Here is a 24,684-nt window from a genome sequence, read left to right as displayed (position 1 = left end):
GCCTGGGGCCTCGATCGCCCGTATGGACCCGGAAGGCCGGCACACGAAGGCCCCGGCACCGTGAACGGTGTCGGGGCCTTCGTGCGTGCCGGACGTCAGGCCTTCGCAGGCTCCGGCTCCTCGGAGGTGGTCTCCTCCAACTGGGCCGAGCCCGGAACGCCCGCCTTCTTCGCGCGCTTGATGGCCTTCTTCGTCGCGCGGCGCTCCTTGCGGAGCTCCACCATCGCGTAGAGCGTCGGCACCAGCAGCAGCGTCAGCAGCGTCGACGTGACCAGGCCGCCGATCACCACGACCGCGAGGGGCTGCGAGATGAACCCGCCCTCGCCCGTGACGCCGAGCGCCATCGGGAGCAGGGCGAAGATCGTCGCGAGTGCCGTCATCAGGATCGGGCGGAGGCGGTGGCGGCCGCCCTCGATGACTGCTTCGACGACGCCCATGCCCTGCGTCCGGTACTGGTTGATCAGGTCGATCAGCACGATCGCGTTGGTCACCACGATGCCGATCAGCATCAGCATGCCGATCATCGCCGCGACGCCCATCGGGGTGCCGGTGACGACGAGGAGGCCGATGGCGCCGGTCGCCGCGAACGGGATGGAGACCAGCAGGATCAGCGGCTGGACCAGGGACCGGAAGGTCGCGACCAGCAGCATGAAGACGATCGCGATGGCCGCGAGCATGGCCAGGCCGAGCTTCTTGAACGCGTCGTTCTGGTCCTGGGAGACACCGCCGATGGTGGCGGTGGCGCCGTCCGGGAGGTCCAAGGCGTCGATCTTCTTCTGGAGCGAGGTGCTGACCGCGCCGGTGTTGTCACCGGTGGGCTTGGCGGTGATCGTGGCGGCACGCTGGCCGTCGATCCTCGTCATCGAGACCGGGCCGGGGACCAGCTTCACATCGGCGATCTGCCCCAGCTTGACCGGGCCGAGCGAGAAGTTCTTCAGCTCGTCCATCGTGGTGGCCGGGTGGGCGGACCTGATGACGACATCGCGCTCGGTGTCGTCCATGATCGCCTTGCCGGACGGGGTGCCCCGCACCGCACCGGCGACGGCCGCGCCGAGGGTGGCCTGGTTGAATCCGGCGGCCGCGGCCTTGGAGTTGGCCTTGACCGAGATGCGCGGAATGCTCTGCGCCAGGTCGCTCTGGACGTCGGTGACGTCCTTGAGCTTGGCCACCTCGGCCCGTACCTTCTCGGACGCCTTCTTCAGGGTGTCCGCGTCGGCGGACTTGACCACGACGCTGAGGTCCTGGCTGCCGAAACCGTCGCCGGCGGCAATGGTGGTGTCACCGATGCCCTCGAGCTTGCCGAGGCCCTCGTCGATGCGCTTCTGGGTGGCGTCGTAGTCGGCCGAGTCCTTCAGGGTGACCTGGTAGGAGGCCTGATTGGCGCCCGTACCGCCGCCGAAGGCCGCCATGAAGCCGGACGAGCCGACGGTGACCTGGTAGTCCTTGACGCCCTCGTCGTCGGCGAGGAGGTTCTCGACCTTCTTGGCCGCCTCGTCGGCGGCCGCCAGGCTGGTGCCCGGGGTGAGCTCCTGCTTGATGGACAGGACTTCCTGCTCGCCCGGGTCGAAGAAGGTGGTCTTCAGCAGCGGAGCCATGCCGAAAGTACCGAACAGCACCACGAGGGCGATGACGACGCTGGTGATACGGCGACGGGTCGCGAAGCGCAGCACCGGGACGTAGAGCCGCTGAAGCCTGCTGCGGTCTTCCTTCTCCTCGGCCTTGCGACGGGCCTCGTCCGGGTCCTCGGCGCTGCCCTTGGGTGCGCGCAGGAACCAGTACGACAGGACGGGGACGACGGTCAGCGAGACCAGCAGGGAGGCCAGCAGGGCCGCGGTGATGGTCAGCGAGAACGCGCCGAAGAGCTCGCCGACCATGCCGCCGACCAGACCGATCGGCAAGAAGACGGCGACCGTGGTGAGGGTCGAGGCGGTGACCGCGCCGGCCACTTCCTTCACCGCGGTGATGATCGCGGTCTGGCGCTCCTCGCCGTAGCCGAGGTGACGCTTGATGTTCTCCAGGACGACGATCGAGTCGTCGACGACCCGGCCGATCGCGATGGTGAGCGCGCCCAGCGTGAGCAAGTTGAGCGACAGGTCGCGGGTCCAGAGCACGATCAGCGCGAGGACCACGGAGAGCGGGATGGAGACCGCGGTGACCAGCGTCGAGCGGAGCGACGCGAGGAAGACCAGGATCACGATGACCGCGAAGAGCAGGCCGAGCGCGCCCTCGGTGGTCAGACCGGAGATCGCCTTGGAGACGGCGGGGCCCTGGTCTGAGACTACGGTCAGTTCGGCGCCGGCGCCGAGGTCCTTGCGGAGGTCGGGGAGCTTGTCCTTGACGGCGTCCGAGATGGCGACGGCGCTGCCGTCCTTGTCCATCGTGGCCATCACGGCGAGGCTCGGCTTGCCGTTGGTACGGGTGATGGAGACCGCGGTGGACGGCTCCTGCTTCACCGTGGCGATGTCACCGATGCGGACCGGCTTGCCGGGCTTGCCGGTGGCCGGGTCCTGACCGGCGACCTGCAGGTCCTCGATCTGCTTCAGGGAGGTGAAGGCCCCGCCGACCTGGACGGTGCGGCTCTTGCCCTGTTCCGAGAACGATCCGGCCGGGACCGTGGCGCCGCCCGCCTGGAGGGCCTGGGCAAGGGATCCGGCGTTCAGACCGGCGGCCGCGAGCTCCTTGTCGTCGGGGGTGATGGAGACCTGGAGGTCCTGGACACCGTCGACGGTGACCTGGCCGACACCGTCGATGTCCTCCAGAGCGGGGACGACGGTACGGTCCAGCTGGTCGGCGAGCGCCTGCTGGTCCTTGTCGGAGGTGACGGCGAGGACGACGGTCGGGATGTCGTCGGTCGAGCCGGCGATGACCTGCGGATCGACGTCGTCGGGCAGCTGGATGCGGGCGCGGTTCACCGCCTGCTGGATGTCGGCGACGAGCTGCTTGGTGCCCTCGTCACCGAAGTCGAAGGACGCCATGATGACGGCGTTGCCCTCACTGGCGGTCGAGGTGACGCCGGTGACGCCGTCGACGGCCTTGATGGAGTTCTCGAGCGGTTCGACGACCTGCTTCTCGACCACATCGGGCGACGCACCCTGGTAGGGGGCGAGCACCGACACCATCGGGAGTTCGATGGTGGGGAACAACTGCTGCTTGAGCTGCGGAATCGCGATCGCTCCGAAGACGAGCGCGACGATCGAGATCAGCCCGATCAGGGCCCTTTGCGCGAGGCTGAATCTGGACAGCCAGGACATGGGTGGGTCTCTCTTCTGTGGCGTACGCGGCAGGTGGGCGGGTGACTCGGGGACAGACCCGGCCCAGCTACACCATCGCTCATCCACAGGGGTGGAAGCGTCGACCCCAGGGTCACTTTCTTACGTGGCGCGTACCGCAGGTGGAGTACGCCGCTTCTCCACCCTTCACTCCACCCGTGGGCGCACCAGGCCCGATTCATATGCAAAAACCACCAATTGAGCCCTGTCGCGGGCGCCCAGTTTCGCCATGGCCCGGTTCACATGGGTCTTGACGGTGAGTGGGCTGACGACGAGACGCTCGGCGATCTCGTCGTTGGAGTGCCCGCCTCCGACGAGGACCAGCACCTCTCGTTCGCGACCGGTGAGTGCGTCGAGCCGTTCGGAGTACTCCGCGGCGCTCGGCCCCTCATCGCCCGAACTGCCGCCCTGCGCAAGGAAGGTGGCGATCAGTCCCTTGGTGGCGGCCGGCGAGAGGAGCGCCTCGCCACCCGCGGCGATACGGATGGCGTTGAGCAGTTCGTCCGGTTCGGCGCCCTTGCCGAGGAAGCCTGAGGCGCCGGCCCTCAGCGACTGCACCACATACTCGTCGACCTCGAAAGTGGTGAGCATGACGACCCGTACGTCCGCCAACTCCGGGTCGGCGCTGATCATCCGGGTCGCGGCCAGTCCGTCCGTACCGGGCATCCGGATGTCCATCAGCACCACATCGGCGCGCGCCGAACGGGTCAGTGCCACGGCCTCCGCTCCGTCGGCCGCCTCGCCGACGACCTGCATGTCGGGCTCCGAGTCGACCAGCACCCGGAACGCGCTGCGCAGCAGCGCCTGGTCGTCGACGAGCAGGACCCTGATGGGTGGTGGTGTCATGCGCCTTCCCCCGTCCGGCCCGCCGCGCCCGGCGTCCCCGGCTCTCCCGTACGGGCCTTGAGCGGCAGGATCGCATGAACCCTGAATCCGCCGCCGTAGCGGGGCCCGGCCGTGAGGGCGCCCCCCAGGGCGGTGACGCGCTCACGCATACCGAGCAGACCGTGGCCGCCGCCGTCGGCTCCGGCGCCCGCACCCTCGGGGCTGCCCGTGCCGTTGTCGAGGACCGTGACCTCGGCCGTCCCCCCGACCCGTACGACACTGACCTCGGCCTTCGCCCCGGGGCCCGCGTGCTTGCGCACATTGGTCAGCGCTTCCTGGATCACCCGGTACGCGGCCAGATCGACGGCCGCGGGCAGCGGGGGCCTGCGGTCGACGCAGGCCACCTGGACCGGGAGCCCGGCGCGCCGGACCGTCTCCACGAGTTCGTCGAGGACCGCGAGACCGGGTGCCGGTTCGGTCGGCGCCTCCGGATCGCCGGACTGGCGCAGCAACCCGACCGTGGCGCGGAGTTCGTTGAGTGCGGAGCGGCTGGCCTCCCGGACATGGGCGAGCGCCTCCTTTGCCTGGTCGGGGCGCTTGTCCATGACGTGGGCGGCGACCCCGGCCTGCACATTGACCAGGGCGATGTGGTGGGCGACGACGTCGTGGAGATCACGGGCGATCCGCAGCCGTTCCTCGGCGACCCGCCGCCGGGCCTCCTCCTCGCGGGTACGCTCGGCCCGTTCGGCGCGTTCCCTGATCGCGTCGACGAACGCCCGCCGGGAGCGGACGGCATCCCCGGCGGCGCCTGCCATGCCGGTCCAGGCGAAGACCCCGAGGTTCTCCTGGCTGTACCAGGGGGACGCACCGAAGACCATCGCGGACGCCGCCAGCACGGTCATGGTCAGCAGGCCGACCCGCCAGGTGGTGGGCCGGTCGGTGGATGCGGCGACCGTGTAGAGCGCGATGACCGCGCTCATGACCACCGGGGCGGGCGGGTCCACCAGCACGAACTCGACGATGGACAGCCCACCGGTGGCGGCCAGCACCGCCATCGGGTTGCGCCGCCGCAGGGCGAGCACGGCAGCGGCGAGCACCATCAGGACCACACTGCCCGCCTCGGGCGTGCGGGTGCCGAAGCTGGGCCCGTTCGGGTCGGTGAACGATCCGACGATCATCGCGACGAGTACGGCCACGGCGAGCGCGCCGTCGAACGCGAGGGGATGGTCGCGCAGCCAGCGCCGGACGCGTAGGAACCCGGTTCCGAGGGTGGTCACGTCAAGCTACGGTACGGCGTGTCGCGCACGGATACGGTCCACCCGCGGCAGGGACCGTACGCAGAGCGTGGCAATCCGGGCAGAACTGTGCCCCGTGACCGGCGGACCGGACACGGGGCACAGTACGTGTGTGCGGGTGCTGGAGCGACCGGCGTCAGCCGGGGATCAGGCCGTCGTCCCGGAGCATCTCGCGCACCTCTTCGAGGGTGGCGTCGGGCGACGGCAGGATCAGTTCGGACGGCTCCAGGGAGTCGTCCGGCAAAGGCGTGCCGAACTCGCGCACCGTGGCGAGGAGCGCCTGGAGCGTGGCGCGGAAGCCCGGGCCGTCGCCGCTCTCCATCTCGGCGAGCAGTTCGTTGTCGAGCCTGTTGAGCTCGGCGAGATGGCTGTCGGCCAGGGCGACCTGGCCCTCCCCCATGATCCGAACGATCATGACGTCCGCCTTACTGCTTGTCGAACCTGTGCGGGGACTGCGAGGACTGCTGCTGGGCGGCGTCCTGCGGGCCGCCCTCGATGGCCTGCTGCGGGGCGGAGCCGCCGGCCAGCTCGGCCTTCATCCGCTGCAGCTCCAACTCCACATCCGTGCCACCGGAGATCCGGTCCAGCTCGGCGGCGATGTCGTCCTTCGCCGTCCCGGTCGGGTCGTCCAGAGCGCCGGAGGCGAGCAGCTCGTCGATCGCACCGGCGCGCGCCTGCAGCTGCTGGGTCTTGTCCTCGGCCCGCTGGATCGCCAGGCCGACGTCGCCCATCTCCTCGGAGATCCCGGAGAACGCCTCGCCGATCCGGGTCTGCGCCTGGGCGGCGGTGTAGGTGGCCTTGATGGTCTCCTTCTTCGTACGGAAGGCGTCGACCTTGGCCTGCAGCCGCTGGGCCGCGAGAGTGAGCTTCTCCTCCTCACCCTGCAGCGTCGCGTGCTGCGTCTCCAGGTCGGTGACCTGCTGCTGGAGTGCGGCGCGCCGGGACAGCGCCTCGCGGGCCAGGTCCTCGCGGCCGAGCGCGAGCGCCTTGCGGCCCTGGTCCTCCAGCTTGGACGTCTGGCCCTGCAGCTGGTTCAGCTGCAGCTCCAGGCGCTTGCGCGAGGTCGCCACATCGGCGACACCGCGGCGCACCTTCTGAAGCAGCTCCAGCTGCTTCTGGTACGAGTAATCGAGGGTCTCGCGCGGATCCTCGGCCCGGTCAAGGGCCTTGTTTGCCTTCGCGCGGAAGATCATCCCCATACGCTTCATGACACCGCTCATGGGCTTCGCGCGCCCCCTTCTGACGGACTGGGCTCCAGCACTCCAACAGAACCCACAGTACGGGCCCTGTCTCTATTACCGCACTGTTCGAGCACGGATGTGCTCCTCCCCAAGGACGACTGCCCCCGGTTACCGCTCCGGCCCAGGGAGTAGGCGGCCCTCGGGGAAACCGGTGGCAACGTCCGATCTGCCCCTCTCGGGACACCTGGGAGGACGCAGGCCGTTGCCGGATCGTTCCCGACCGGGCTGGGGTCGTCGCGACCGACCCCGTACCCTTGGGTTTTGTGTTCCGTAGCCGTTCGAAGGATGAGAAGGCCCCCGCCACCAAGGTGACGGCGGACCTCTCCACGCAGCCCCGCGACCCGCAGGCCCCCAAAGGTCGCCCCACCCCCAAGCGCAGCGATGCCCAGTCGCAGCGCCGTCGTGCCTCCAGTGGCGCGCCGCTCGACCGCAAGGAGGCCATGAAACGCCAGCGCGAAGCGCGCCGGGTGGACATGGCCAAGCAGCGCGAGGCGCTCGCCAGTGGCGACGAGCGCTATCTGCCGGCCCGTGACAAGGGTCCGGTGCGGCGCTTCGTCCGCGACTTCGTGGACTCGCGCTTCTGCATCGCGGAGTTCTTCCTGCCGCTCGCGGTGATCATCCTGATCCTCAGCGTGATCCAGGTGCGGAACATCCAGAACATCTCGCTGCTGCTCTGGCTCGGCGTGATCGTGCTGATCGTCATCGACTCGATCGGTCTCACGTTCCGGCTGAAGAAGCAGCTGAACGCCCGCTTCCCCGATACGCCGAAGCGCGGCGCGGTCGCCTACGGCCTGATGCGTACGCTTCAGATGCGTCGGCTCCGTCTGCCGAAGCCGCAGGTCAAGCGCGGAGAGCGGCCCTGAGTACGGAGCTTTCCGACTCGGTCGGCGGTCCGTCAGCAGGCCTGCCGGGCAGTGCCGCCTTCAGGGACTCCAGGGACTACGGGTTCAGCGGGGCCTCTTCGGCGTGGCTCAGAGGGCTCGGCGGGCTGCGCAACACCGTGCGCCAGGAGCTCGTCGCCCGCCAGCTCGACGAGCAGATGGCCGCGCGCTTCCCGGTCGGTCAGCGGCTGCGGGTTCTCGATGTCGGCATGGGACAGGGCACGCAGGCGCTGCGGCTGGCCCGGGCCGGCCACACGGTGACCGGTCTGGAGTCCGACGCCGAGATGCTGAGGGTCGCCCGCGAGGCTCTCGGGGACGAACCCGCGGGCATCCGGGAGCGGGTCCGGCTGATCGAGGGCGACGGCCTGGACACGGGCGTGCACTTCCTGCCGGGCAGCTTCGACGTGGTGCTCTGCCACGGCGTGCTGATGTACGTCCGGGAACCGGACGCGCTGCTGGCGGGACTGGCCCGGATGCTGGCGCCCGGCGGGCTGCTCTCGCTGCTCGTACGGAACGGCGACGCGCTGGCGATGCGGCCGGGCACCGCCGGGGACTGGGACGCGGCACTGGCCGCGTTCGACACGGACACGTACACCAACCGGCTGGGCCTGACGGTCCGCGCCGACCGGCTGGACGCCCTCACGGCCACGCTCGCCGGGATCGCGGCGCCCTTGCACGCCTGGTACGGGGTGCGGATCTTCACGGACCAGGTGGGCAATGACGTGGAGCTGCCGGCCGCCGCGGAACTCGACCGGGTGCTGGCCGCGGAGGACCGGGCCGGACGGACGGATCCGTACCGCCGGGTTGCCGCGCTGCTGCATCTGTGCGGGGTGCGCGGCTAGCGGGCGTCCGGACGAGGACCGGACCGTTCACGGCGCCCGGTGCGGTGCGTCGCGGGGCGCCGGAGCATCCAGGTAGCGAGCTGTTCCGACATATCGGCAGCGTCGCGAGATGCCGTGCCGGCCGGCGCGGCCCCGGCCGTGATCCGCCGGAAATCCCCGGGGATGCCTGAGGGGCGGACGAGGAGCGGGCTTCACCCGATCAGCCGAACCCAACAGGCCGCCAATGGGGTTAAAAGTAATGATTCAGACATGGATGCTTCCCACTCGCGCGGCCGTCTGTACCGGCTGCTGCTGCCTCTGACCGCAGGTGTCTGTGCCATAGCCCTGGTGTCCGGCTGCTCGGACTCGGACTCGGCCAGCGCCGATGCCACGAAGTCGGCCTCGCCGCATCCGACTTCCCGGGCCGCAGGTGACCTGCAGGCCGAGTACCAGACCGTCATCAAAAACGTGCTGCCCTCCGTGGTACAGATCCAAGCCGGCAACAGTCTCGGATCCGGCATCGTCTACGACGACAAGGGCCATATCGTCACCAATGCCCATGTGGTCGGCCAGGAGAAGACGTTCAAGGTCACCGTCGTCACCGGCGAGAAGGTGCTGGGCGCCTCGCTGGTCGCCACCTATCCGGAGCAGGACCTGGCCGTCATCAAACTCGACAAGGTACCGAGCGGGCTGAAGGCGGCGAAGTTCGGCAACTCGGAGAAGGTCGAGGTCGGTCAGATAGTGCTGGCGATGGGTTCGCCGCTCGGACTGTCCAGCAGCGTCACCCAGGGCATCGTGTCGGCGGTCGGCCGGACCGTCAGCGAGAGCCGGGAGGAAGGTGGCACCGGGGCGACCATAGCGAACATGGTGCAGACCTCGGCGGCGATCAACCCGGGCAACAGCGGCGGTGCGCTGGTGAACCTGGACAGTGAGGTGATCGGCATTCCGACGCTGGCGGCGACGGATCCGCAGATGAACGGCGCGGCACCGGGCATCGGGTTCGCGATCCCCGTCTCGATGGTGAAGACGGTCGCCGACCAGATCATCAAGAGCGGCAAGGTCACCGACTCGGGCCGGGCGGCGCTGAACATCACCGGCCGCACAGTCGTCGACGACAACTACCAGCCCTTCGGAATCGCGCTGGTCGCCGTCACGCCCGGCGGAGGCGCGGACAAGGCCGGACTGCGGGTCGGCGACATCGTCACGAAGATCGACGACACACGGATCACGACGATGACGGCGCTGGCCGAGACGCTGGCCGACAAGAAGCCGGGCCAGAAGGTCAAGGTGACGTATCTGCGCAACGGTGTGGAGAATACTGCGGTCGTCACTCTGGGCGAGATCTGACCGCTGCCACGCAAAGGCCCCGGATGCCGAGGAACGGCGCCCGGGGCCTTCGTGCGCCCGTATCGGCGGTCAGCCCTGGTCGGCCTGGAGACTCATCGGGCCGTAGATCTTCGTCGCGTCCTCGAAGAGGGTCACCTGGTCCGCCCCGCCGTCCAGAAGTTCCTTCCAGAACTCACCGATCCATGACTCCGCATCGCCCTGGGTCGTGAATTCCTCCGGCTGCAGGGCCGGCTCCGTCTCCGTACCGTCGGACTTCTCGAACCGCCACGTCCACGCCATGTCCGCCTCCTGGGTCGCGTTGCTGCCCGCAGCCTAGTGCCTGGGGCCTATCGGACCGAGATCCACGGGGTTGGTCGCGCAGTCGGTGCGGGGACGCGGGAGGATCGGAGCGTGGAACTGACACTGCTCGGCACCGGAGCCCCCGACGGGCTGCCGCGCCCCGAATGTCCGTGCGCCGCCTGCGCCACCGCCCGCGGGGTGTGGGCGCGCGCCGCGACCGCACTGCTGGTCGACGGCGCGGTGCTGCTCGATCTCACCCCTGGGGCCGTGTTCGCCGCCGCACGTGCGGGTCATTCACTCAGCGGCGTACGGCAGGTGCTGCTCAGCCATCCGCACGACGGACCCGCCGTGGAGCTGCCCGCCGGGCTGCCTCCGGCCGGACGGGTGCCGGACGGGCAGGTGCTGACGCTGATCAGCGGGCACCGGATCCGGGCGGTGCCCATGGACTCGCCGGGAACCGGGTACGAGGTGACCTCCCCGGAGGGCGCGCGGCTGCTGTACATGCCGCCGGGGGCGGCCCCCGCCGGTCTCACGGACCGGGTGGCGGAGCCGTACGACATGGTGGTCGGTGATGTGACCGGACGCCCGGACGCAATGGCCAGGCTGCGGGCCGTCGAAGCGATCGGGCCGGCCACCGAGGTCATCGCCGTTCATCTGGACCATGACGCGCCCACCGGCCCCGAGCTGGACCGGCGGCTCGCGGCGGCCGGCGCCCGGACCGTGCCGGACGGGACGACACTGGTGGTCGGCGAGTACCACGTCGTACCGAATGTCCCGCGACGGACGCTGGTGACGGGCGGTGCGCGGTCCGGGAAGTCGGTGGAGGCCGAGCGGCGGCTGGAGACCTTCCCCGAGGTGGTGTATGTGGCGACCGGCGGCGGCCGCGAAGGCGACGCGGAATGGATGGCCCGGGTCGGGCTGCACCGGGAGCGCAGACCGGCGGCCTGGCGCACCGAGGAGACCTGTGAGTTGGTGGACCTGCTGGAGTCGGACGGGCCGCCGCTGCTGATCGACTGCCTGTCGCTGTGGCTGACGGACGCATTGGACCGGGTGAACGCCTGGGACGACGCGGCGTGGGCGGACGGCGGCGAGAGTGCGCTGCGGGAGCGGGTCACCGAACTGGTCGGCGCGGTGCGCGGAACGCGGCGTACCGTCGTCGCCGTGACCAATGAGGTCGGCTCGGGCGTGGTGCCCGCGACCGCCGCCGGTCGGCGGTTCCGGGACGAGCTGGGACGGCTCAACGCCGCGTTCGCCGACGAGTGCGAGCACGTGCTGCTGGTGGTGGCCGGTCAGGCGCTCACGCTACGCGGCTGACCCGCATCGCCACAGAATCAGCAGCGGGAAGGGAGCGGACATGGCGCGAGTGAGGCCGATGCTGGAAGGCGTTCCGGAGACCCTGCTCTGGACACTCTACAACCGGGCGTACGAGGCGGGGCAGCTCTATCCCGTCATCGACGATCCGATGGCGCTGCAGCTCATGGCGGACCTCGACTACCCCTTCGAGGAGCGCTTCGGGCGGCCGAACGCCTTCCACTCGCAGGCGCAGGCGCTGCGCTCACGCTGCTTCGACCTGACGGTGCAGGGCTATTTGCGCAGGCATCCGGAGGCCACCGTCGTCGCGCTCGGCGACGGGCTGGAAACCGGCTTCTGGCGGGTCGACAACGGACGGCTCACCTGGCTGAGCGTGGAGTTGCCCCAGGTGGCAGCGTTGCGCCGGATGCTGCTGCCCTCCTCGGACCGGCTGCGGACGCTCTCCCGGTCGGCGACCGATCTCTCCTGGCTGGACGAGATCGAGGACCCTGCGGGCCGGGGCGTGATCGTCACGACGCAGGGGCTGCTGATGTATCTGCAGCCCTGGGCGGTACGGAAGATCCTGGCGACCTGCGCCGAACGGCTGCCGGGCGGGGTGCTCGTCCTGGACTCGATGGCGCGCCGGCCGGCGAAGGGGACGGTGGCCGGGAAGTCGAAGATCGGCTCCATGACCGTCCCGCCGATGCGCTGGGCGATGAACCCGGGCGAGCGGAAGAAGCTGCGCAGCGCGCATCCGAACATCACCGAGGTGCGCGCGCTGGGGCTGCCGCGGGGGCGGGGCGCGATGGGAGAACTGATCCGGCTCCAGCATCTGACGCCGGGGCTGCGGACGCTGACCCCCGCGATGACGCTGCTGCGCTTCGGCACCTGAGGGGCCGGCCGCCACGCTGATGAGGCGTCAGAATCATGGCAGGTACTGTTCCGCAATGAGCCCGCCGCCGGGCTCACCGGCCCACACCACGTAACGACCCGCGAGGCAGACCCCCGTGAATCTGGACGACTTCTCCGACCTGATCGAACGCCCCGACGGCGGGGTACGGCGCGACGCCGAGGAACGCCGGGAGCGGCAGATCGTGCCCCCGGGCGCCCTCGGCCGGCTCGACGAGCTGGGCGAGTGGCTCTCGGCCGCCCAGCAGGCCGTGCCGGTCAAGCCGATCCTGCAGCCGCGCGTGGTGCTCTTCGCCGGTGATCACGGGGTGGCCGAGCTCGGTGTCTCCGGCCGTGCGGCCGGGACCGCGCACGAGCTGGTCCGGGCCACGCTGGAGGGCGCGACGCCGCTGGCCGTGCTGGCCCGCCAGTTCTCCGTACCGGTGCGGATCGTCGACGCCGGCCTGGACTGCGAGCCGGAGCTGCTGCCCGAGTCGGTCGTACGTCACCGGGTGCGGCGCGGCAGCGGCCGGATCGACATCGAGGACGCGCTGACGGCCGAGGAGGCCGAGCAGGCGGTACGTCTGGGCATCGCGATCGCCGACGAGGAGGCCGACTCGGGCACCGATCTGGTGGTGCTCGGCGATCTGAGCGTCGGTGGCACCACGGCGGCGTCCACCCTGATCGCGGCCCTGTGCGGCACGGACGCCTCGGTGGTCACCGGGCGCGGCGGCGCGGGTATCGACGATCTCGCCTGGATGCGCAAGTGCGCGGCGATCCGGGACTCGCTGCGGCGGGCCCGGCCGGTCCTCGGCGACCAGCTGGAGCTGCTGGCCACGGTCGGCGGCGCGGACCTGGCGGCGACGACGGGGTTCCTGCTGCAGTGCGCGGTGCGCAGGCTGCCGGTGATTCTGGACGGCGTGGTCTCGTCGGCGTGCGCGCTGGTCGCTCAGCGGGCCGCCTTCCGGGCGCCGGACTGGTGGCTGGCCGGCCAGGTGAGCGGCGAGCCGGCACAGACGAAGGCGCTGGACCGGATGGCGCTCAACCCGCTGCTGGACCACGGCGTCATCGTGGGCGAGGGGAGCGGGGCGCTGCTGGCGCTTCCGCTCGTGCAGGCCGCCGCCGCGCTGGCGGCGGAGCTGCCCGAGCGCGTGCCGGCCGACGAGGACGACGCCTCGAAGACCGACACGGACGACGACTGACGGACCCTGCTGCGCTGCGGCCGCCGACCACCGGACACCGGCCGCAGCAGGCCTCCCCATGGGGTGCGATGCGCCATATGATCGCTTTTCATGGGAGAGGTCCGATTGGTCAGCCAGGACGCCCGGCGGAGCACCGTCCGCTCACGACGCAGTGCGGCATTCACCATCTGGTATCTGCGCATCGTGTCGTTCATCAATTTCCTGAGCGCCGTCTGGGTCACGCTCGGCCAGGACCTGCGTCGGCACAACACCGAGAACTACTTCACGCCCTATCTCCTCACCGCGGGCTTCTCCTCCGGAGTGGTCGCCCTCTTCCTCGCGATCACCATGCGACGGCGCAAGCGCGCCGCCTGGATCGTCAACATGGTGCTGAGCGGCCTCCTGCTCCTGCTCTTCGCCTTCGTGATCGTCTTTCCCGAGATCCGGCGGTACCCGCAGAACTGGATCTCCCTGGCGCTGACAGCCGCGTTCGTCGTGGCACTGATCCTGGGCCGGCGGGAGTTCTACGCGAAGGGCGACCGGTCCAACGCGAAGCTGGCGGCCGTGGTCGCCGTCGGCGGACTGCTGGTCACCTCGCTGATCGCCACCCTGCTGGTCACCGTCGCGAACACGGCGCAGGACGAGTACCGGTCGACCTTCCTCGACCGCTGGCGCTACGGCGCGCTGCGGCTGATCTCGGTGGCGACCGACGAGGCCCGCTTCCCCGGCATCACCGTGCCCGGCTGGGTCAATGTCGTCATCAACATCCTCTCCACCCTGCTGCTGATCGCCGTCGTGTACGCGGCGTTCCGCTCCCGCCGGGCCGTCGACCCGATCACCCCGCAGGACGAGGACCGGCTCCGCGCCCTTCTGGAAAAGCACGGCGAACGCGACTCGCTCGGCTACTTCGCGCTGCGCCGGGAGAAGAGCGTCATCTGGTCGCCGACCGGCAAGGCGGCCGTCACCTACCGGGTGGTCGGCGGCGTCTCGCTCGCGTCCGGTGATCCGATCGGCGACCCGGAGGCCTGGCCCGGCGCGATCGAACCATGGCTGGCCGAAGCCCGCGAGCACGGCTGGATCCCGGCGGTGATGGGAGTGAGCGAGGAGGGCGGCACGGTCTACGCCCGGCACGGACTCGACGCGCTGGAACTCGGCGACGAGGCAATCGTGGAGACCGCCGAGTTCACTCTCGAAGGGCGGGCGATGCGGACCGTCCGCCAGGCGTACAACCGGATCAGGCGTGCCGGGTACGAGGTGACCATCCGGCGCCACTGCGACATCCCCGACGAGGAGATGGCCGAGCTGCTGCGGCGCGCCGACGACTGGCGCGACGGGGAGACCGAGCGCGGCTTCTCGATGGCGCTGGGGCGGCTCGGCGATCCGGCGGACGGCCGGTGCGTGATGCTCGAATGCCGTGACTCCACGGAGAGGGGGCAGGGCGAAGGAGCGGGCGGCCCCGGCGAATTGCGAGCCGTACTGAGCTTCGTGCCCTGGGGTCCGAACGGTCTCTCGCTGGACCTGATGCGCCGTGACCGGGACGCCGAGAACGGTCTGATGGAGTTCATGGTCATCGAACTCCTCCAGCGCGCCGAAGAGATCGGGATCACGCAGGTGTCGCTCAACTTCGCGATGTTCAGGTCGGTCTTCGAGAGGGGATCGCGGCTGGGCGCGGGACCGGTGCTGAGGCTGTGGCGCTCGCTGCTCAGCTTCTTCTCGCGCTGGTGGCAGATCGAGTCGCTCTACCGCGCCAACGCCAAGTACCGACCGATCTGGGAGCCGCGTTTCATGCTCTTCGAAAAGAGCTCCGACCTGCTGCGCATCGGCATCGCCGCAGGCCGCGCCGAAGGGTTCCTGGAGGCGCCCGGGCTGCCCAAGTGGCTGCACCGCTCGCACCTGGGAACCCGTAGATGAGACCGATGGCCGCGCTGCGCACGGTCGCCCGACGCGAGTGGGCACCGCTGCTCTCGACCGTGCGCGGGGCGCTCGCCCGCTCCCGGCTGCGGGCGGTCCCCATGACGCCGGCCGCGGTCGGTCTGACGGCGCTGCTCCAGGCGGTGCAGAACCAGCCGTGGGGCTTACGTCCGGTGCAGGTCCTCGGCTCGGTGCGGGCCGAGGACCCGCTGTGGACCGCCCTGCTGCGTACCCCGCTTTCGCTGTTCGTGCCCGCGCTCGATCTGCCGGTGTGGGGTGCGCTGGCGCAGGTGCTCGTGGTGTTCGGGGTCGCCGAGATCTGTCTCGGGCGACAGCGCACGCTGCTCATCGCGTACATCGCCACGCTGGCCGGGACACTGTACGCACGGACCGGCGTCGCGGTCGGCCCCGACGGGCTGTTCGGGCTGCCGGCATCCGACGCGCAGGTCGTCGACACCGGACCGTCGGCGGCAGTCGTGGGGCTCGCGATCTACGTGTGCCACGCCTACCGGGCGTGGTTCACCGGGGCTGTGGTCATCGCGGCGATGGTCATCGAGGTACTTCTCAGGAACAACCTGGCGGGCAAGGAGCATCTGGCGGCGATCGCCGCGGTACTGATCCTGTGCGGCCTCACCGCCCGGTACGACCGGCGTCGGCAACCGCCCGTCCGCCGCGATCAGGACTTGGGCTTGGGCGTGGGAACGCGGGCCCGGTCCGGCGCTCCGCCGATGAGGTCCTGAAACCTGCGGCGCGGCCCCGCCCAGCGCCGGTCGTGGTGGTACGCGCGCAGCACCGCCCTGGAACGGGCGCGGTGCCGGTTGCGGTAGAACCTCTTCGCCCACATCGACGTCGGCCGGGCCAGCCGGATCGCGCCGAACAGGGCGACGAACGGCACCAGGGTGCCGAGCACCGCCATCCGCGCCTTGCCCTTGAACAGGGCGATCAGCACGAAGCAGAAGTTGATCAGCAGGGTCAGGACGATGCCGAGCCGGCCCTGTTGCTGATCACTGGTCAGTTCGTTCACCCCGAGCGGTGAGAAGCCGCCGAGGAGGAGCAGGACGAGCGCCGCGGTGAGGACGACGACCTCGACGCTCTGGCGGCCCTGTTCCGACCAGTACACGTCGTCGAGATGGAGGATCAGGGCGAACTCGTCCAGCACCAGCCCCGCGCCCGTCCCGAAGATCACCGCGCAGACGCCCGCCGCGACGCCGTACCGTCCGCTGGAGACCGCGCCGAAGCCGCCGATCACCGTCAGCACCACACCGGGCACCACATGGTGGACGTGCACCCCGCCGGGCGTGATGTTGCGGAACGGCCCCTTCCCGGCCCTGATCATCCGGGTGATGAGACGGGTGATGGCGAAGGTCAGCACAAAGGCGGCCAGGGCGAGAAGCAGGGGCAGCTTCCCCGGCTCGACAAAGTTCTGATCGAACCAGTGACCCATGCCACCCACTCCCATTGATCCGCTTGTGCGGTGCTTTGCTGCGTTTCGGCCAATCTAGCGGTGCGGCCCAGGGATTAGCCTGCGCGCCGTGACCTCCCTGAACAGCCACGGCATACGTTTCGCCTTCGGCACCCTGACCGTGCTCCCCGTCCGCGTCACCCGCTGGGACCGCGAGGCCGCCCGTGCCGGGATGCTGAGCGCCCCGCTCGCCGGTCTGGTGGTGGGGCTGCTCGCGGCGGCCCCCGGTGCACTGCTGCTGCTGCTCGGGGCGGGGCCACTGCTCGCGGCGGTCGCCTCCACCGCGGTGCCCGCGGTCCTCACACGGGGGCTGCACCTCGACGGACTCGCCGACACGGCGGACGGGCTCGGCAGCGGCAAGCCCGCGGCGGACGCGTTGCGCATCATGAAGCAGTCGGACATTGGGCCATTCGGTGTCATCACCCTGCTGTTCGTCCTTCTGGCCCAGGTCGCGGTCCTCCAGGAGCTGTACGGGGAGGGCTGGGCGCACGGCGCGGTGGCTGCGGTCGTCGCGGGGGTCACCGCCCGCCTCGCGCTCACGCTGGCGTCCCGTCAGGGCGTGCCTCCGGCCCGGCCGGAGGGGCTGGGGGCGGCGGTGGCGGGAACGGTGCCGATGGGGGCGGCGGCGGCCGTGACGGTCGCGGTGGTGGCCGCGGGGTCGGGGGCGGGGGCGGTGTTCGGCGGGTACGGGGCGCTGCACCACGGTCTTGCCGTAGTGGCCGGGCTGATGGGTGCGCAGCTGCTGCTGCGGCACTGTGTGCGCCGGTTCGGCGGCGTGACCGGGGATGTGTTCGGTGCGGTCGCGGAGACGGCGACAACGGCGGCTCTGGTGGCGTTGGCCCTGGGGTAGGCGGACGGGGGTGCGTGGCGGCCCGGTTTCCGTCTTCTCCTCACTCCGCGGACGGGCTCGCCACACAGCTCCGGCGCCAGGTGCCCAGGTCGTACTTCTTGCGGAGCGAGCTCAGACGCAGCCGCGTCGACTCCGGGCAGAACCGTGCCACCGGCACCTCGTACTCCACATGGAACACCGCCTTGTCCGCCTCGATGAACGGAGTGAGGTCGGCGCACTCGTCGTACTGGGCGCACTGTTCGTTGACCGCGAAGTCGAAGTCCGGTTCCAGCTGCTTGATCTGGTCCAGGTCGTTCTTCAGCCCGACCGCGAGTCCGTGCCGGTGGGCGATGCGGGCGATGAGGCGGTTGTAGCGCAGCTGATCGGCGCCGGTCAGGGAAAAGCCCGTGCGGTTGCGGTAGCCGTCCATATTGTCGGGCTCGACCGCGTCGAAGCCCTTCTTCGCGCACATCTCGATCCGGGACTCCATCAGCGGCCCGAGCAGATCCGTGCGGCGGATGTCGAGCCAGCGCTCCCCCGGCCAGCCGTTGCCCTTCCCGATGATCGAGGCGGGGAACTTCCCGGCATCCGGGCGGAAGTCCTCCCAGGCGCCCGTGGACACGTAACAGATGACCTTGCGGCCACGGCGGTGGAGATCGGCGACCGCCTGCGCATCGTGCTCGAAGCCGTCGATGTCGTACACCGGAACGTCCACGGTGGGGTCGAGGCGGCCGGAGAGCTGCCACTGCCAGTCGGTGCCCGGCTTCGGCTGCCAGTGCCCCGCGGAGGTGGTTCGAGGCGCCGAGGTGCAGCCCGCCAGCACCGCCGACAGGATCAGTACGGTGACCGGCACCGCCGACTTCGGTCTCGTCCTGCGTACAGCCCGACGGGCGCGCATCGCTCTCCCCCACTCGCTCCGGCACCTCCGACCGACCCTACTTCCCGGGCCGGTTGCGCCCCCGCGGCCCCCGACGCGGACCGGCCGGGGGCCGGAGACGTACCGCCGGAACGGACCGCAGACGGCCCGCCGCCGTGATCCCGCAGCAATGGCGCGCGTAGGCTCATTCCCGGCACATTGCGGCGGCGTCTACGATGCGCCGGGCACGGTCGGCCCACCCCTCGACCGACAACGAACTCAACGGAAGCGAGATTTCACCACCGTGACTGCTCTCACTCTCAGCACTGCCGGTGCGGCGACGCTGCGCGCCGACGCACTCGTCGTCGGCGTCGCCAAGGGAGCCAAGGGCCCGGTCGTCGCACCGGGCGCCGAGGCCGTGGACAAGGCGTTCGGCGGAAAGCTCGCCACCGTCCTGGAGACCCTGGGCGCCTCCGGTGCCGAGGGCGAAGTGACCAAGCTCCACGCACCGGACGGCCTCAAGGTCCCGGTCGTCATCGCGGTCGGACTCGGTCCGGTCCCGGAGAAGGACGCGGCGTTCGACGGCGAGGCACTGCGCCGCGCCGCCGGTTCCGCCGCGCGTGCGCTGACCGGTTCGAAGAAGGCCGGCTTCGCGCTGCCGATCACGTCCGTCGAGGACGCCGAGGCCGTCGCCGAGGGCGCACTGCTCGGCGCGTACGCCTTCACCGCGTACCAGGGCGGCGAGAACAAGCTCGCGCCGAAGGACAAGAAGAACGGCAACGGCGCCAAGCTACCGCTCGCCGAGGTCGCCCTGCTCGGCGGCAAGCCGCGCGACAAGGCGTTCAAGGCGGCAGCAGAGCGTGCCACCGCGCTCGTCGAGGAGATCAACCGCGCCCGCGACCTGATCAACACCCCGCCGAACGACCTGTACCCCGAGTCCTTCGCCGCCGTGGCCACGGCCGCCGGCAAGGAGCACGGCATCAAGGTGCAGGTCCTCGACGAGAAGGCGCTCGTCAAGGGCGGCTTCGGCGGTCTGCTGGGCGTCGGCCAGGGCTCGACCCACGGCCCCCGCCTGGTGAAGCTCGCCTACACGCACCCGAAGGCGGAGAAGACCCTGGCCCTGGTCGGCAAGGGCATCACCTACGACTCGGGCGGCATCTCGCTGAAGCCGGCCGGTCACAACGAGACGATGAAGTGCGACATGAGCGGCGCCGCCGCCGTGTTCGCGACCGTCGTCGCGGCCGCCCGTCTCGGCCTCCAGGTCAACGTCACCGGCTGGCTGGCGCTCGCCGAGAACATGCCGTCCGGCAACGCCACCCGCCCGGGTGACGTGCTGCGCATGTACAGCGGCAAGACCGTCGAGGTGCTGAACACGGACGCCGAGGGCCGGCTCGTCCTCGCCGACGCGCTGACCCGCGCCTGCGAGGAGAACCCGGACGCGATCGTCGACGTGGCGACCCTGACCGGGGCGATGGTCCTGGCGCTGGGCCACCGCACCTTCGGCATCATGGCGAACGACGACGCCTTCCGTACGTCCATCCACGAGATCGCCGAGGAGGTCGGCGAGGCCTCCTGGCCGATGCCGCTCCCCGCCGACCTGCGCAAGGGCATGGACTCCCCGACCGCCGACATCGCGAACATGGGTGAGCGGATGGGCGGCGGCCTGGTGGCCGGTCTGTTCCTGCAGGAGTTCGTGGGCGAGGGCATCGCCTGGGCGCACCTGGACATCGCGGGCCCGGCCTTCCACGAGGGCGCGCCGTACGGCTACACGCCGAAGGGCGGCACCGGTTCCGCGGTCCGCACGCTGGTGAAGCTGGCGGAGCGCACCGCTGCCGGGGACCTCGGCTGAGGATGCTCCGTGCGTACGGCCCCGGGCATACGTCCGGGGCCGTACGTGTTCACTGGTCGGCATGGACTCACGATGCGCGCAGGTTTCGCTCTCAACGAAATCCGCACTCCCACCCGTCTCCCACCACCACCCTTCCACCGCGGCGCTTCGCGTCGCTCCTACCAATCTCTACGCAGCAGTAACCATCCGGAACGGATGATCATCCGTCTCGGACCCGGGCCCCGCGTCCCGCCCACCGTCAACAAGTGCGAAGATGGGTTCTCGGCAGGACAGGGCCCCCACCACAGGGCCGAATAACAAAAGCGGCCGAACACCAGCCGACCGGCCGGTCATCCCCCAGCGACGGGGCCCGGCGTACGGCGCACATGCATGGAGGACGTGACGTGGCGAACGACGCCAGCACCGTTTTCGACCTAGTGATCCTCGGCGGTGGTAGCGGCGGTTACGCCGCGGCCCTGCGCGGAGCGCAGCTGGGCCTGGACGTCGCTCTGATCGAGAAGGGCAAGGTCGGCGGCACCTGCCTGCACAACGGCTGCATCCCCACGAAGGCGCTGCTGCACGCCGGCGAGATCGCCGACCAGGCACGCGAGGCCGACCAGTTCGGCGTCAGGGCCACCTTCGAGGGCATCGACATCGAGGCCGTCCACAAGTACAAGGACGACGTGATCTCGGGCCTGTACAAGGGCCTGCAGGGTCTCATCGCTTCCCGCAAGGTGCACTACGTCGAGGGTGAGGGACGGCTCTCCTCCCCCACCTCGGTGGATGTGAACGGCCAGCGCATCCAGGGCCGCCACGTGCTCCTGGCGACCGGCTCCGTGCCGAAGTCGCTGCCGGGCCTGGAGATCGACGGCAACCGGATCATCTCCTCGGACCACGCGCTGAAGCTGGACCGCGTCCCGAGGTCCGCGATCGTCCTGGGCGGCGGCGTCATCGGCGTCGAGTTCGCCTCGGCGTGGACGTCCTTCGGCACCGACGTCACGATCATCGAGGGCCTGAAGCACCTCGTTCCGGTCGAGGACGAGAACAGCTCGAAGCTTCTTGAGCGCGCTTTCCGCAAGCGCGGCATCAAGTTCAACCTCGGTACGTTCTTCCAGAGCGCCGAGTACACGCAGGACGGTGTCCGCGTGACCCTCGCCGACGGCAAGACGTTCGAGGCGGAGGTGCTGCTGGTCGCGATCGGCCGCGGCCCGGTCTCGCAGGGTCTGGGTTACGAGGAGGCCGGCGTCGCGATGGACCGCGGCTACGTCCTCGTCGACGAGTACATGCAGACCAACGTTCCGACCATCTCGGCCGTGGGTGACCTGGCCCCGACGCTGCAGCTCGCGCACGTCGGCTTCGCCGAGGGCATCCTGGTGGCGGAGCGGCTGGCCGGTCTGAAGACCGTCCCGATCGACTACGACGGTGTCCCCCGGGTGACGTACTGCCACCCCGAGGTCGCTTCCGTGGGCATCACCGAGGCCAAGGCCAAGGAGCTCTACGGCGCGGACAAGGTCGTCGCTCTGAAGTACAACCTTGCGGGCAACGGCAAGAGCAAGATCCTCAAGACCGCGGGCGAGATCAAGCTCGTCCAGGTCAAGGACGGTGCCGTGGTCGGCGTCCACATGGTCGGTGACCGTATGGGCGAGCAGGTCGGCGAAGCCCAGCTGATCTACAACTGGGAGGCGCTGCCGGCCGAGGTCGCGCAGCTCATCCACGCCCACCCGACGCAGAGCGAAGCGCTCGGCGAGGCCCACCTGGCCCTGGCCGGCAAGCCCCTCCACTCCCACGACTGATCCAGTCCCGGGCGCGACGACCGACCTACTTCCGCACTTTCGTAAGGAGCAACTGAAACCATGTCGGTTTCCGTAACCCTTCCGGCGCTCGGCGAGAGCGTCACCGAGGGCACTGTCACCCGCTGGCTGAAGGCCGAGGGCGAGCGCGTCGAGGCCGACGAGCCGCTGCTCGAGGTCTCGACCGACAAGGTCGACACCGAGATCCCGGCGCCCGCCGCCGGCATCCTCGCGTCCATCAAGGTCGCCGAGGACGAGACCGTCGAGGTCGGCGCCGAGCTGGCCGTCATCGACGACGGCAGGGGTGCAGCCGTCCCGGCCGCCGCTCCGGTCGCCGAGCCCGCGGCCGCCCCGGCGCCGGTCGCGGAGGCCCCCGCCGCTGCCCCGGCCCCTGTGGCCGCGGCTCCGGCTGCTGCCCCGGCCGGTGGCGCCACCGGTACGGACGTCACCCTCCCGGCGCTCGGCGAGAGCGTCACCGAGGGCACCGTCACCCGCTGGCTGAAGGAGGTCGGCGAGGAGGTCACGGAGGACGAGCCGCTGCTCGAGGTCTCCACGGACAAGGTCGACACCGAGATCCCCGCCCCGGTCTCCGGTGTGCTGCTGGAGATCGTGGTCGCCGAGGACGAGACCGCCGAGGTCGGCGCGAAGCTCGCCGTCATCGGTGCCGCGGGTGCCGCCCCGGCGGCTGCCCCGGCTCCGGCCGCTCCGGCCCCCGTGGCCGCTCCGGCTGCCCTGGCTCCGGCTGCCCCGGCTCCGGTCGCCGCAGCCCCCGCCCCTGTGGCCGCTCCGGCTCCGGCGGCACCCGCCGCCCCGGCGCCCGTGGCCGCCCAGGCTCCGGTCGCCGCTCCGGCTCCGGTCACCCCGGTGGCTCCGGCCGCGGCCGCCGACGAAGGCGCGTACGTCACGCCGCTGGTCCGCAAGCTCGCCTCCGAGAGCGGTGTCGACCTCGGTGCGGTCAAGGGCACCGGCGTCGGTGGCCGTATCCGCAAGCAGGACGTCGTCGCCGCCGCGGAGGCCGCCAAGGCCGCTGCCGCTCCGGCCCCCGTCGCGACTGCCCCGGCAGCCGCGAAGGCGCCGAAGCTGGAGGCGTCCCCGCTGCGCGGTCAGACGGTCAAGATGACCCGCATGCGCAAGGTCATCGGCGACAACATGATGAAGGCGCTGCACTCGCAGGCCCAGCTGACCTCGGTCGTCGAGGTCGACATCACGAAGCTGATGAAGCTGCGCAACCAGGCGAAGGCCGCCTTTGCCGCCCGCGAGGGCGTCAAGCTGTCCCCGATGCCGTTCTTCGTGAAGGCGGCGGCCCAGGCGCTGAAGGCCCACCCGGTCATCAACGCCCGGATCAACGAGGACGAGGGCACCATCACGTACTTCGACTCGGAGAACATCGGCATCGCCGTGGACGCCGAGAAGGGTCTGATGACGCCGGTCATCAAGGGTGCGGGCGACCTGAACATCGCCGGTATCTCGAAGAAGACCGCCGAGCTGGCCGGCAAGGCCCGCGGCGGCGGCCTGACGCCGGACGACATGTCCGGTGCCACCTTCACCATCAGCAACACCGGCTCGCGCGGTGCGCTGTTCGACACCGTGATCGTGCCGCCGAACCAGGCCGCCATCCTGGGCATCGGTGCCACCGTCAAGCGTCCGGCGGTCATCGAGACCGCCGAGGGCACCGTCATCGGTGTCCGCGACATGACGTACCTCTCGCTCTCCTACGACCACCGTCTGGTGGACGGTGCGGACGCCGCCCGTTACCTGACTGCGGTCAAGGCGATCCTGGAGGCCGGCGAGTTCGAGGTCGAGCTCGGCCTCTGAGCACCACGGTTGTAACCAGCCTCACCAGCGGCGCCCCCGTCCGGAACCCTTCCGGACGGGGGCGCCGCCGTATTGTCTAGACACCACCGGTTGCCTCGCCCGCACCGGTCGGATCGGCAGCACCGGTTTCCCCGAAGGAGCCCTCATGACCCCGCCCGTCGTCCACTCGCTGCGCGAACAGATCCGCGAGCACATCGTGGACGGGATCGTCAGCGGGCGCTGGAAGCCGGGCGAGCGGATCGTGGAGCGCCGGATCGCCACGGAGCTGGAGGTCAGCCAGACACCCGTACGCGAGGCGCTGCGGGAGCTGGAGACCCTCCGGCTGATCGAGTCGGCGCCCAACAAGGGCGTACGGGTCCGGAATCTGACCGCCGCCGACCTGGAGGAGTCCTACCCGGTACGGGCCGGTCTGGAGCAGATCGCGGCGGAGCTGGCGGCTCCGGCGCTCGGCGAGGACTGCTCGCGGCTGTCGCCGCATGTGGCGGCGCTGTACGAGGCCGACCGGCTGGCCGACGGCGAGGCGCAGGTGCGGCACACGGTGGCGTTCCACCGGGAGTTGGTGCGGGCCGCGGGGAACGCCGTACTGCTGCACACCTGGGAGGGGCTGGGCATCGAGGTGTTCACGGCGCTCTCGATCCGGTGGCTGGGGACGGTGCAGAAGTCGTACGCGGAGGAGCACGAGGCGCTCATCGACGCGTTTCTGCGCAAGGACCCGGACATCGGCCTGCTGGTGAAGGCGCATGTCCTGGGGTGCGCGCCGCGGGCCTGAGGCAGATAAGCAGATGCGTGGTCGGGCGCTCAACCGTGCAGTCGAGCGCCCGGTTTCATCCCATTTCCGACGTCACTCCGTGCCGCGAAACAGGGCACCGGATGCCA

21 protein-coding genes are annotated in these 24,684 nt (G+C 70.4%); 13 read left to right on the top strand and 8 right to left on the bottom strand.

The window, feature by feature from the left end:
• Positions 1-95: 95 nt before the first annotated feature.
• The 5 genes from OG395_RS37045 to OG395_RS37025 all read right to left on the bottom strand — a co-directional run bounded on the left by OG395_RS37045 (position 96) and on the right by OG395_RS37025 (position 6,597).
• The gene (locus OG395_RS37045; RefSeq protein ID WP_327246833.1) at positions 96-3,251 is read right to left on the bottom strand and encodes an efflux RND transporter permease subunit; all 3,156 of its coding nucleotides are present in this window, start codon (positions 3,249-3,251) and stop codon (positions 96-98) included.
• 165 nt (positions 3,252-3,416) lie between these two features.
• The gene (locus OG395_RS37040) at positions 3,417-4,115 is read right to left on the bottom strand and encodes a response regulator transcription factor (RefSeq protein WP_327246832.1); all 699 of its coding nucleotides are present in this window, start codon (positions 4,113-4,115) and stop codon (positions 3,417-3,419) included.
• Positions 4,112-5,371 (bottom strand): sensor histidine kinase, encoded by a 1,260-nt coding sequence (locus tag OG395_RS37035; RefSeq protein WP_327246831.1) that lies wholly within the window; start codon positions 5,369-5,371, stop codon positions 4,112-4,114. The genes OG395_RS37040 and OG395_RS37035 overlap by 4 nt, the downstream gene beginning before the upstream one ends.
• A 154-nt stretch (positions 5,372-5,525) precedes the next feature.
• Complete coding sequence (pspAA, locus tag OG395_RS37030) at positions 5,526-5,804, bottom strand: PspA-associated protein PspAA (protein WP_327246830.1); 279 nt, start codon at positions 5,802-5,804, stop codon at positions 5,526-5,528.
• 10 nt (positions 5,805-5,814) lie between these two features.
• Entirely contained in the window at positions 5,815-6,597 is a 783-nt protein-coding gene (locus OG395_RS37025) for a PspA/IM30 family protein (protein WP_266986503.1), read from the bottom strand.
• Between the two features lie 296 nt (positions 6,598-6,893).
• Between OG395_RS37025 and OG395_RS37020 the strand changes: the two genes are divergently transcribed.
• The 3 genes from OG395_RS37020 (at position 6,894) to OG395_RS37010 (ending at position 9,679) form a co-directional block, all read left to right on the top strand.
• Positions 6,894-7,493 carry a DUF3043 domain-containing protein gene (locus tag OG395_RS37020; protein WP_327246829.1) on the top strand — a complete coding sequence of 200 codons (600 nt, stop codon included), beginning with the start codon at positions 6,894-6,896 and terminating at the stop codon, positions 7,491-7,493.
• A gap of 176 nt (positions 7,494-7,669) precedes the next feature.
• Positions 7,670-8,353, top strand: coding sequence for a class I SAM-dependent methyltransferase (locus tag OG395_RS37015; protein ID WP_442818784.1), 684 nt, complete (start codon positions 7,670-7,672; stop codon positions 8,351-8,353).
• Between the two features lie 249 nt (positions 8,354-8,602).
• Positions 8,603-9,679: a S1C family serine protease gene (locus OG395_RS37010; protein WP_327246827.1), complete on the top strand. Its 1,077-nt coding sequence runs from the start codon at positions 8,603-8,605 to the stop codon at positions 9,677-9,679.
• 69 nt (positions 9,680-9,748) lie between these two features.
• On the opposite strand, the gene OG395_RS37005 is transcribed toward OG395_RS37010, so the two are convergent.
• Positions 9,749-9,958, bottom strand: coding sequence for a hypothetical protein (locus OG395_RS37005; RefSeq protein WP_030933634.1), 210 nt, complete (start codon positions 9,956-9,958; stop codon positions 9,749-9,751).
• A gap of 111 nt (positions 9,959-10,069) precedes the next feature.
• Between OG395_RS37005 and OG395_RS37000 the strand changes: the two genes are divergently transcribed.
• The 5 genes from OG395_RS37000 (at position 10,070) to OG395_RS36980 (ending at position 15,968) form a co-directional block, all read left to right on the top strand.
• Positions 10,070-11,272: a bifunctional adenosylcobinamide kinase/adenosylcobinamide-phosphate guanylyltransferase gene (locus OG395_RS37000; RefSeq protein ID WP_327246826.1), complete on the top strand. Its 1,203-nt coding sequence runs from the start codon at positions 10,070-10,072 to the stop codon at positions 11,270-11,272.
• Between the two features lie 40 nt (positions 11,273-11,312).
• Positions 11,313-12,140 (top strand): class I SAM-dependent methyltransferase, encoded by an 828-nt coding sequence (locus OG395_RS36995; protein WP_327246825.1) that lies wholly within the window; start codon positions 11,313-11,315, stop codon positions 12,138-12,140.
• Between the two features lie 115 nt (positions 12,141-12,255).
• The gene (gene cobT, locus OG395_RS36990) at positions 12,256-13,338 is read left to right on the top strand and encodes a nicotinate-nucleotide--dimethylbenzimidazole phosphoribosyltransferase (RefSeq protein WP_327246824.1); all 1,083 of its coding nucleotides are present in this window, start codon (positions 12,256-12,258) and stop codon (positions 13,336-13,338) included.
• A gap of 90 nt (positions 13,339-13,428) precedes the next feature.
• Positions 13,429-15,228, top strand: a complete 1,800-nt coding sequence (locus OG395_RS36985; protein WP_327246823.1) for a phosphatidylglycerol lysyltransferase domain-containing protein — start codon at positions 13,429-13,431, stop codon at positions 15,226-15,228.
• Positions 15,225-15,968 carry a hypothetical protein gene (locus OG395_RS36980; protein ID WP_327246822.1) on the top strand — a complete coding sequence of 248 codons (744 nt, stop codon included), beginning with the start codon at positions 15,225-15,227 and terminating at the stop codon, positions 15,966-15,968. The genes OG395_RS36985 and OG395_RS36980 overlap by 4 nt, the downstream gene beginning before the upstream one ends.
• Here the strand turns inward: OG395_RS36980 and OG395_RS36975 are convergent.
• The gene (locus tag OG395_RS36975) at positions 15,905-16,672 is read right to left on the bottom strand and encodes a hypothetical protein (protein ID WP_327246821.1); all 768 of its coding nucleotides are present in this window, start codon (positions 16,670-16,672) and stop codon (positions 15,905-15,907) included. The genes OG395_RS36980 and OG395_RS36975 overlap by 64 nt on opposite strands.
• Positions 16,673-16,760: 88 nt before the next feature.
• Here OG395_RS36975 and OG395_RS36970 point away from each other — a divergent pair, with 88 nt between their 5' ends.
• The gene (locus tag OG395_RS36970) at positions 16,761-17,540 is read left to right on the top strand and encodes an adenosylcobinamide-GDP ribazoletransferase (RefSeq protein WP_327246820.1); all 780 of its coding nucleotides are present in this window, start codon (positions 16,761-16,763) and stop codon (positions 17,538-17,540) included.
• A gap of 40 nt (positions 17,541-17,580) precedes the next feature.
• On the opposite strand, the gene OG395_RS36965 is transcribed toward OG395_RS36970, so the two are convergent.
• Positions 17,581-18,417 (bottom strand): endo alpha-1,4 polygalactosaminidase, encoded by an 837-nt coding sequence (locus OG395_RS36965; protein ID WP_327246819.1) that lies wholly within the window; start codon positions 18,415-18,417, stop codon positions 17,581-17,583.
• A gap of 262 nt (positions 18,418-18,679) precedes the next feature.
• Here OG395_RS36965 and OG395_RS36960 point away from each other — a divergent pair, with 262 nt between their 5' ends.
• The 4 genes from OG395_RS36960 (at position 18,680) to OG395_RS36945 (ending at position 24,577) form a co-directional block, all read left to right on the top strand.
• Entirely contained in the window at positions 18,680-20,224 is a 1,545-nt protein-coding gene (locus tag OG395_RS36960; RefSeq protein WP_327246818.1) for a leucyl aminopeptidase, read from the top strand.
• 383 nt (positions 20,225-20,607) lie between these two features.
• On the top strand, positions 20,608-21,996 hold the full coding sequence (gene lpdA, locus OG395_RS36955) for a dihydrolipoyl dehydrogenase (RefSeq protein ID WP_327246817.1): 1,389 nt from the start codon (positions 20,608-20,610) through the stop codon (positions 21,994-21,996).
• A gap of 60 nt (positions 21,997-22,056) precedes the next feature.
• The gene (sucB, locus tag OG395_RS36950) at positions 22,057-23,808 is read left to right on the top strand and encodes a 2-oxoglutarate dehydrogenase, E2 component, dihydrolipoamide succinyltransferase (protein WP_327246816.1); all 1,752 of its coding nucleotides are present in this window, start codon (positions 22,057-22,059) and stop codon (positions 23,806-23,808) included.
• Between the two features lie 145 nt (positions 23,809-23,953).
• Positions 23,954-24,577 carry a GntR family transcriptional regulator gene (locus OG395_RS36945; protein ID WP_327246815.1) on the top strand — a complete coding sequence of 208 codons (624 nt, stop codon included), beginning with the start codon at positions 23,954-23,956 and terminating at the stop codon, positions 24,575-24,577.
• The last annotated feature ends 107 nt before the right edge of the window (positions 24,578-24,684 follow it).

Origin of the sequence: Streptomyces sp. NBC_01320 (genome assembly GCF_035974375.1) — a bacterium.
GTDB lineage: Bacteria > Actinomycetota > Actinomycetes > Streptomycetales > Streptomycetaceae > Streptomyces > Streptomyces yanii.
Note: the sequence above shows the minus strand (reverse complement) of the source record. Positions and strands in the feature narration are given on the sequence as shown.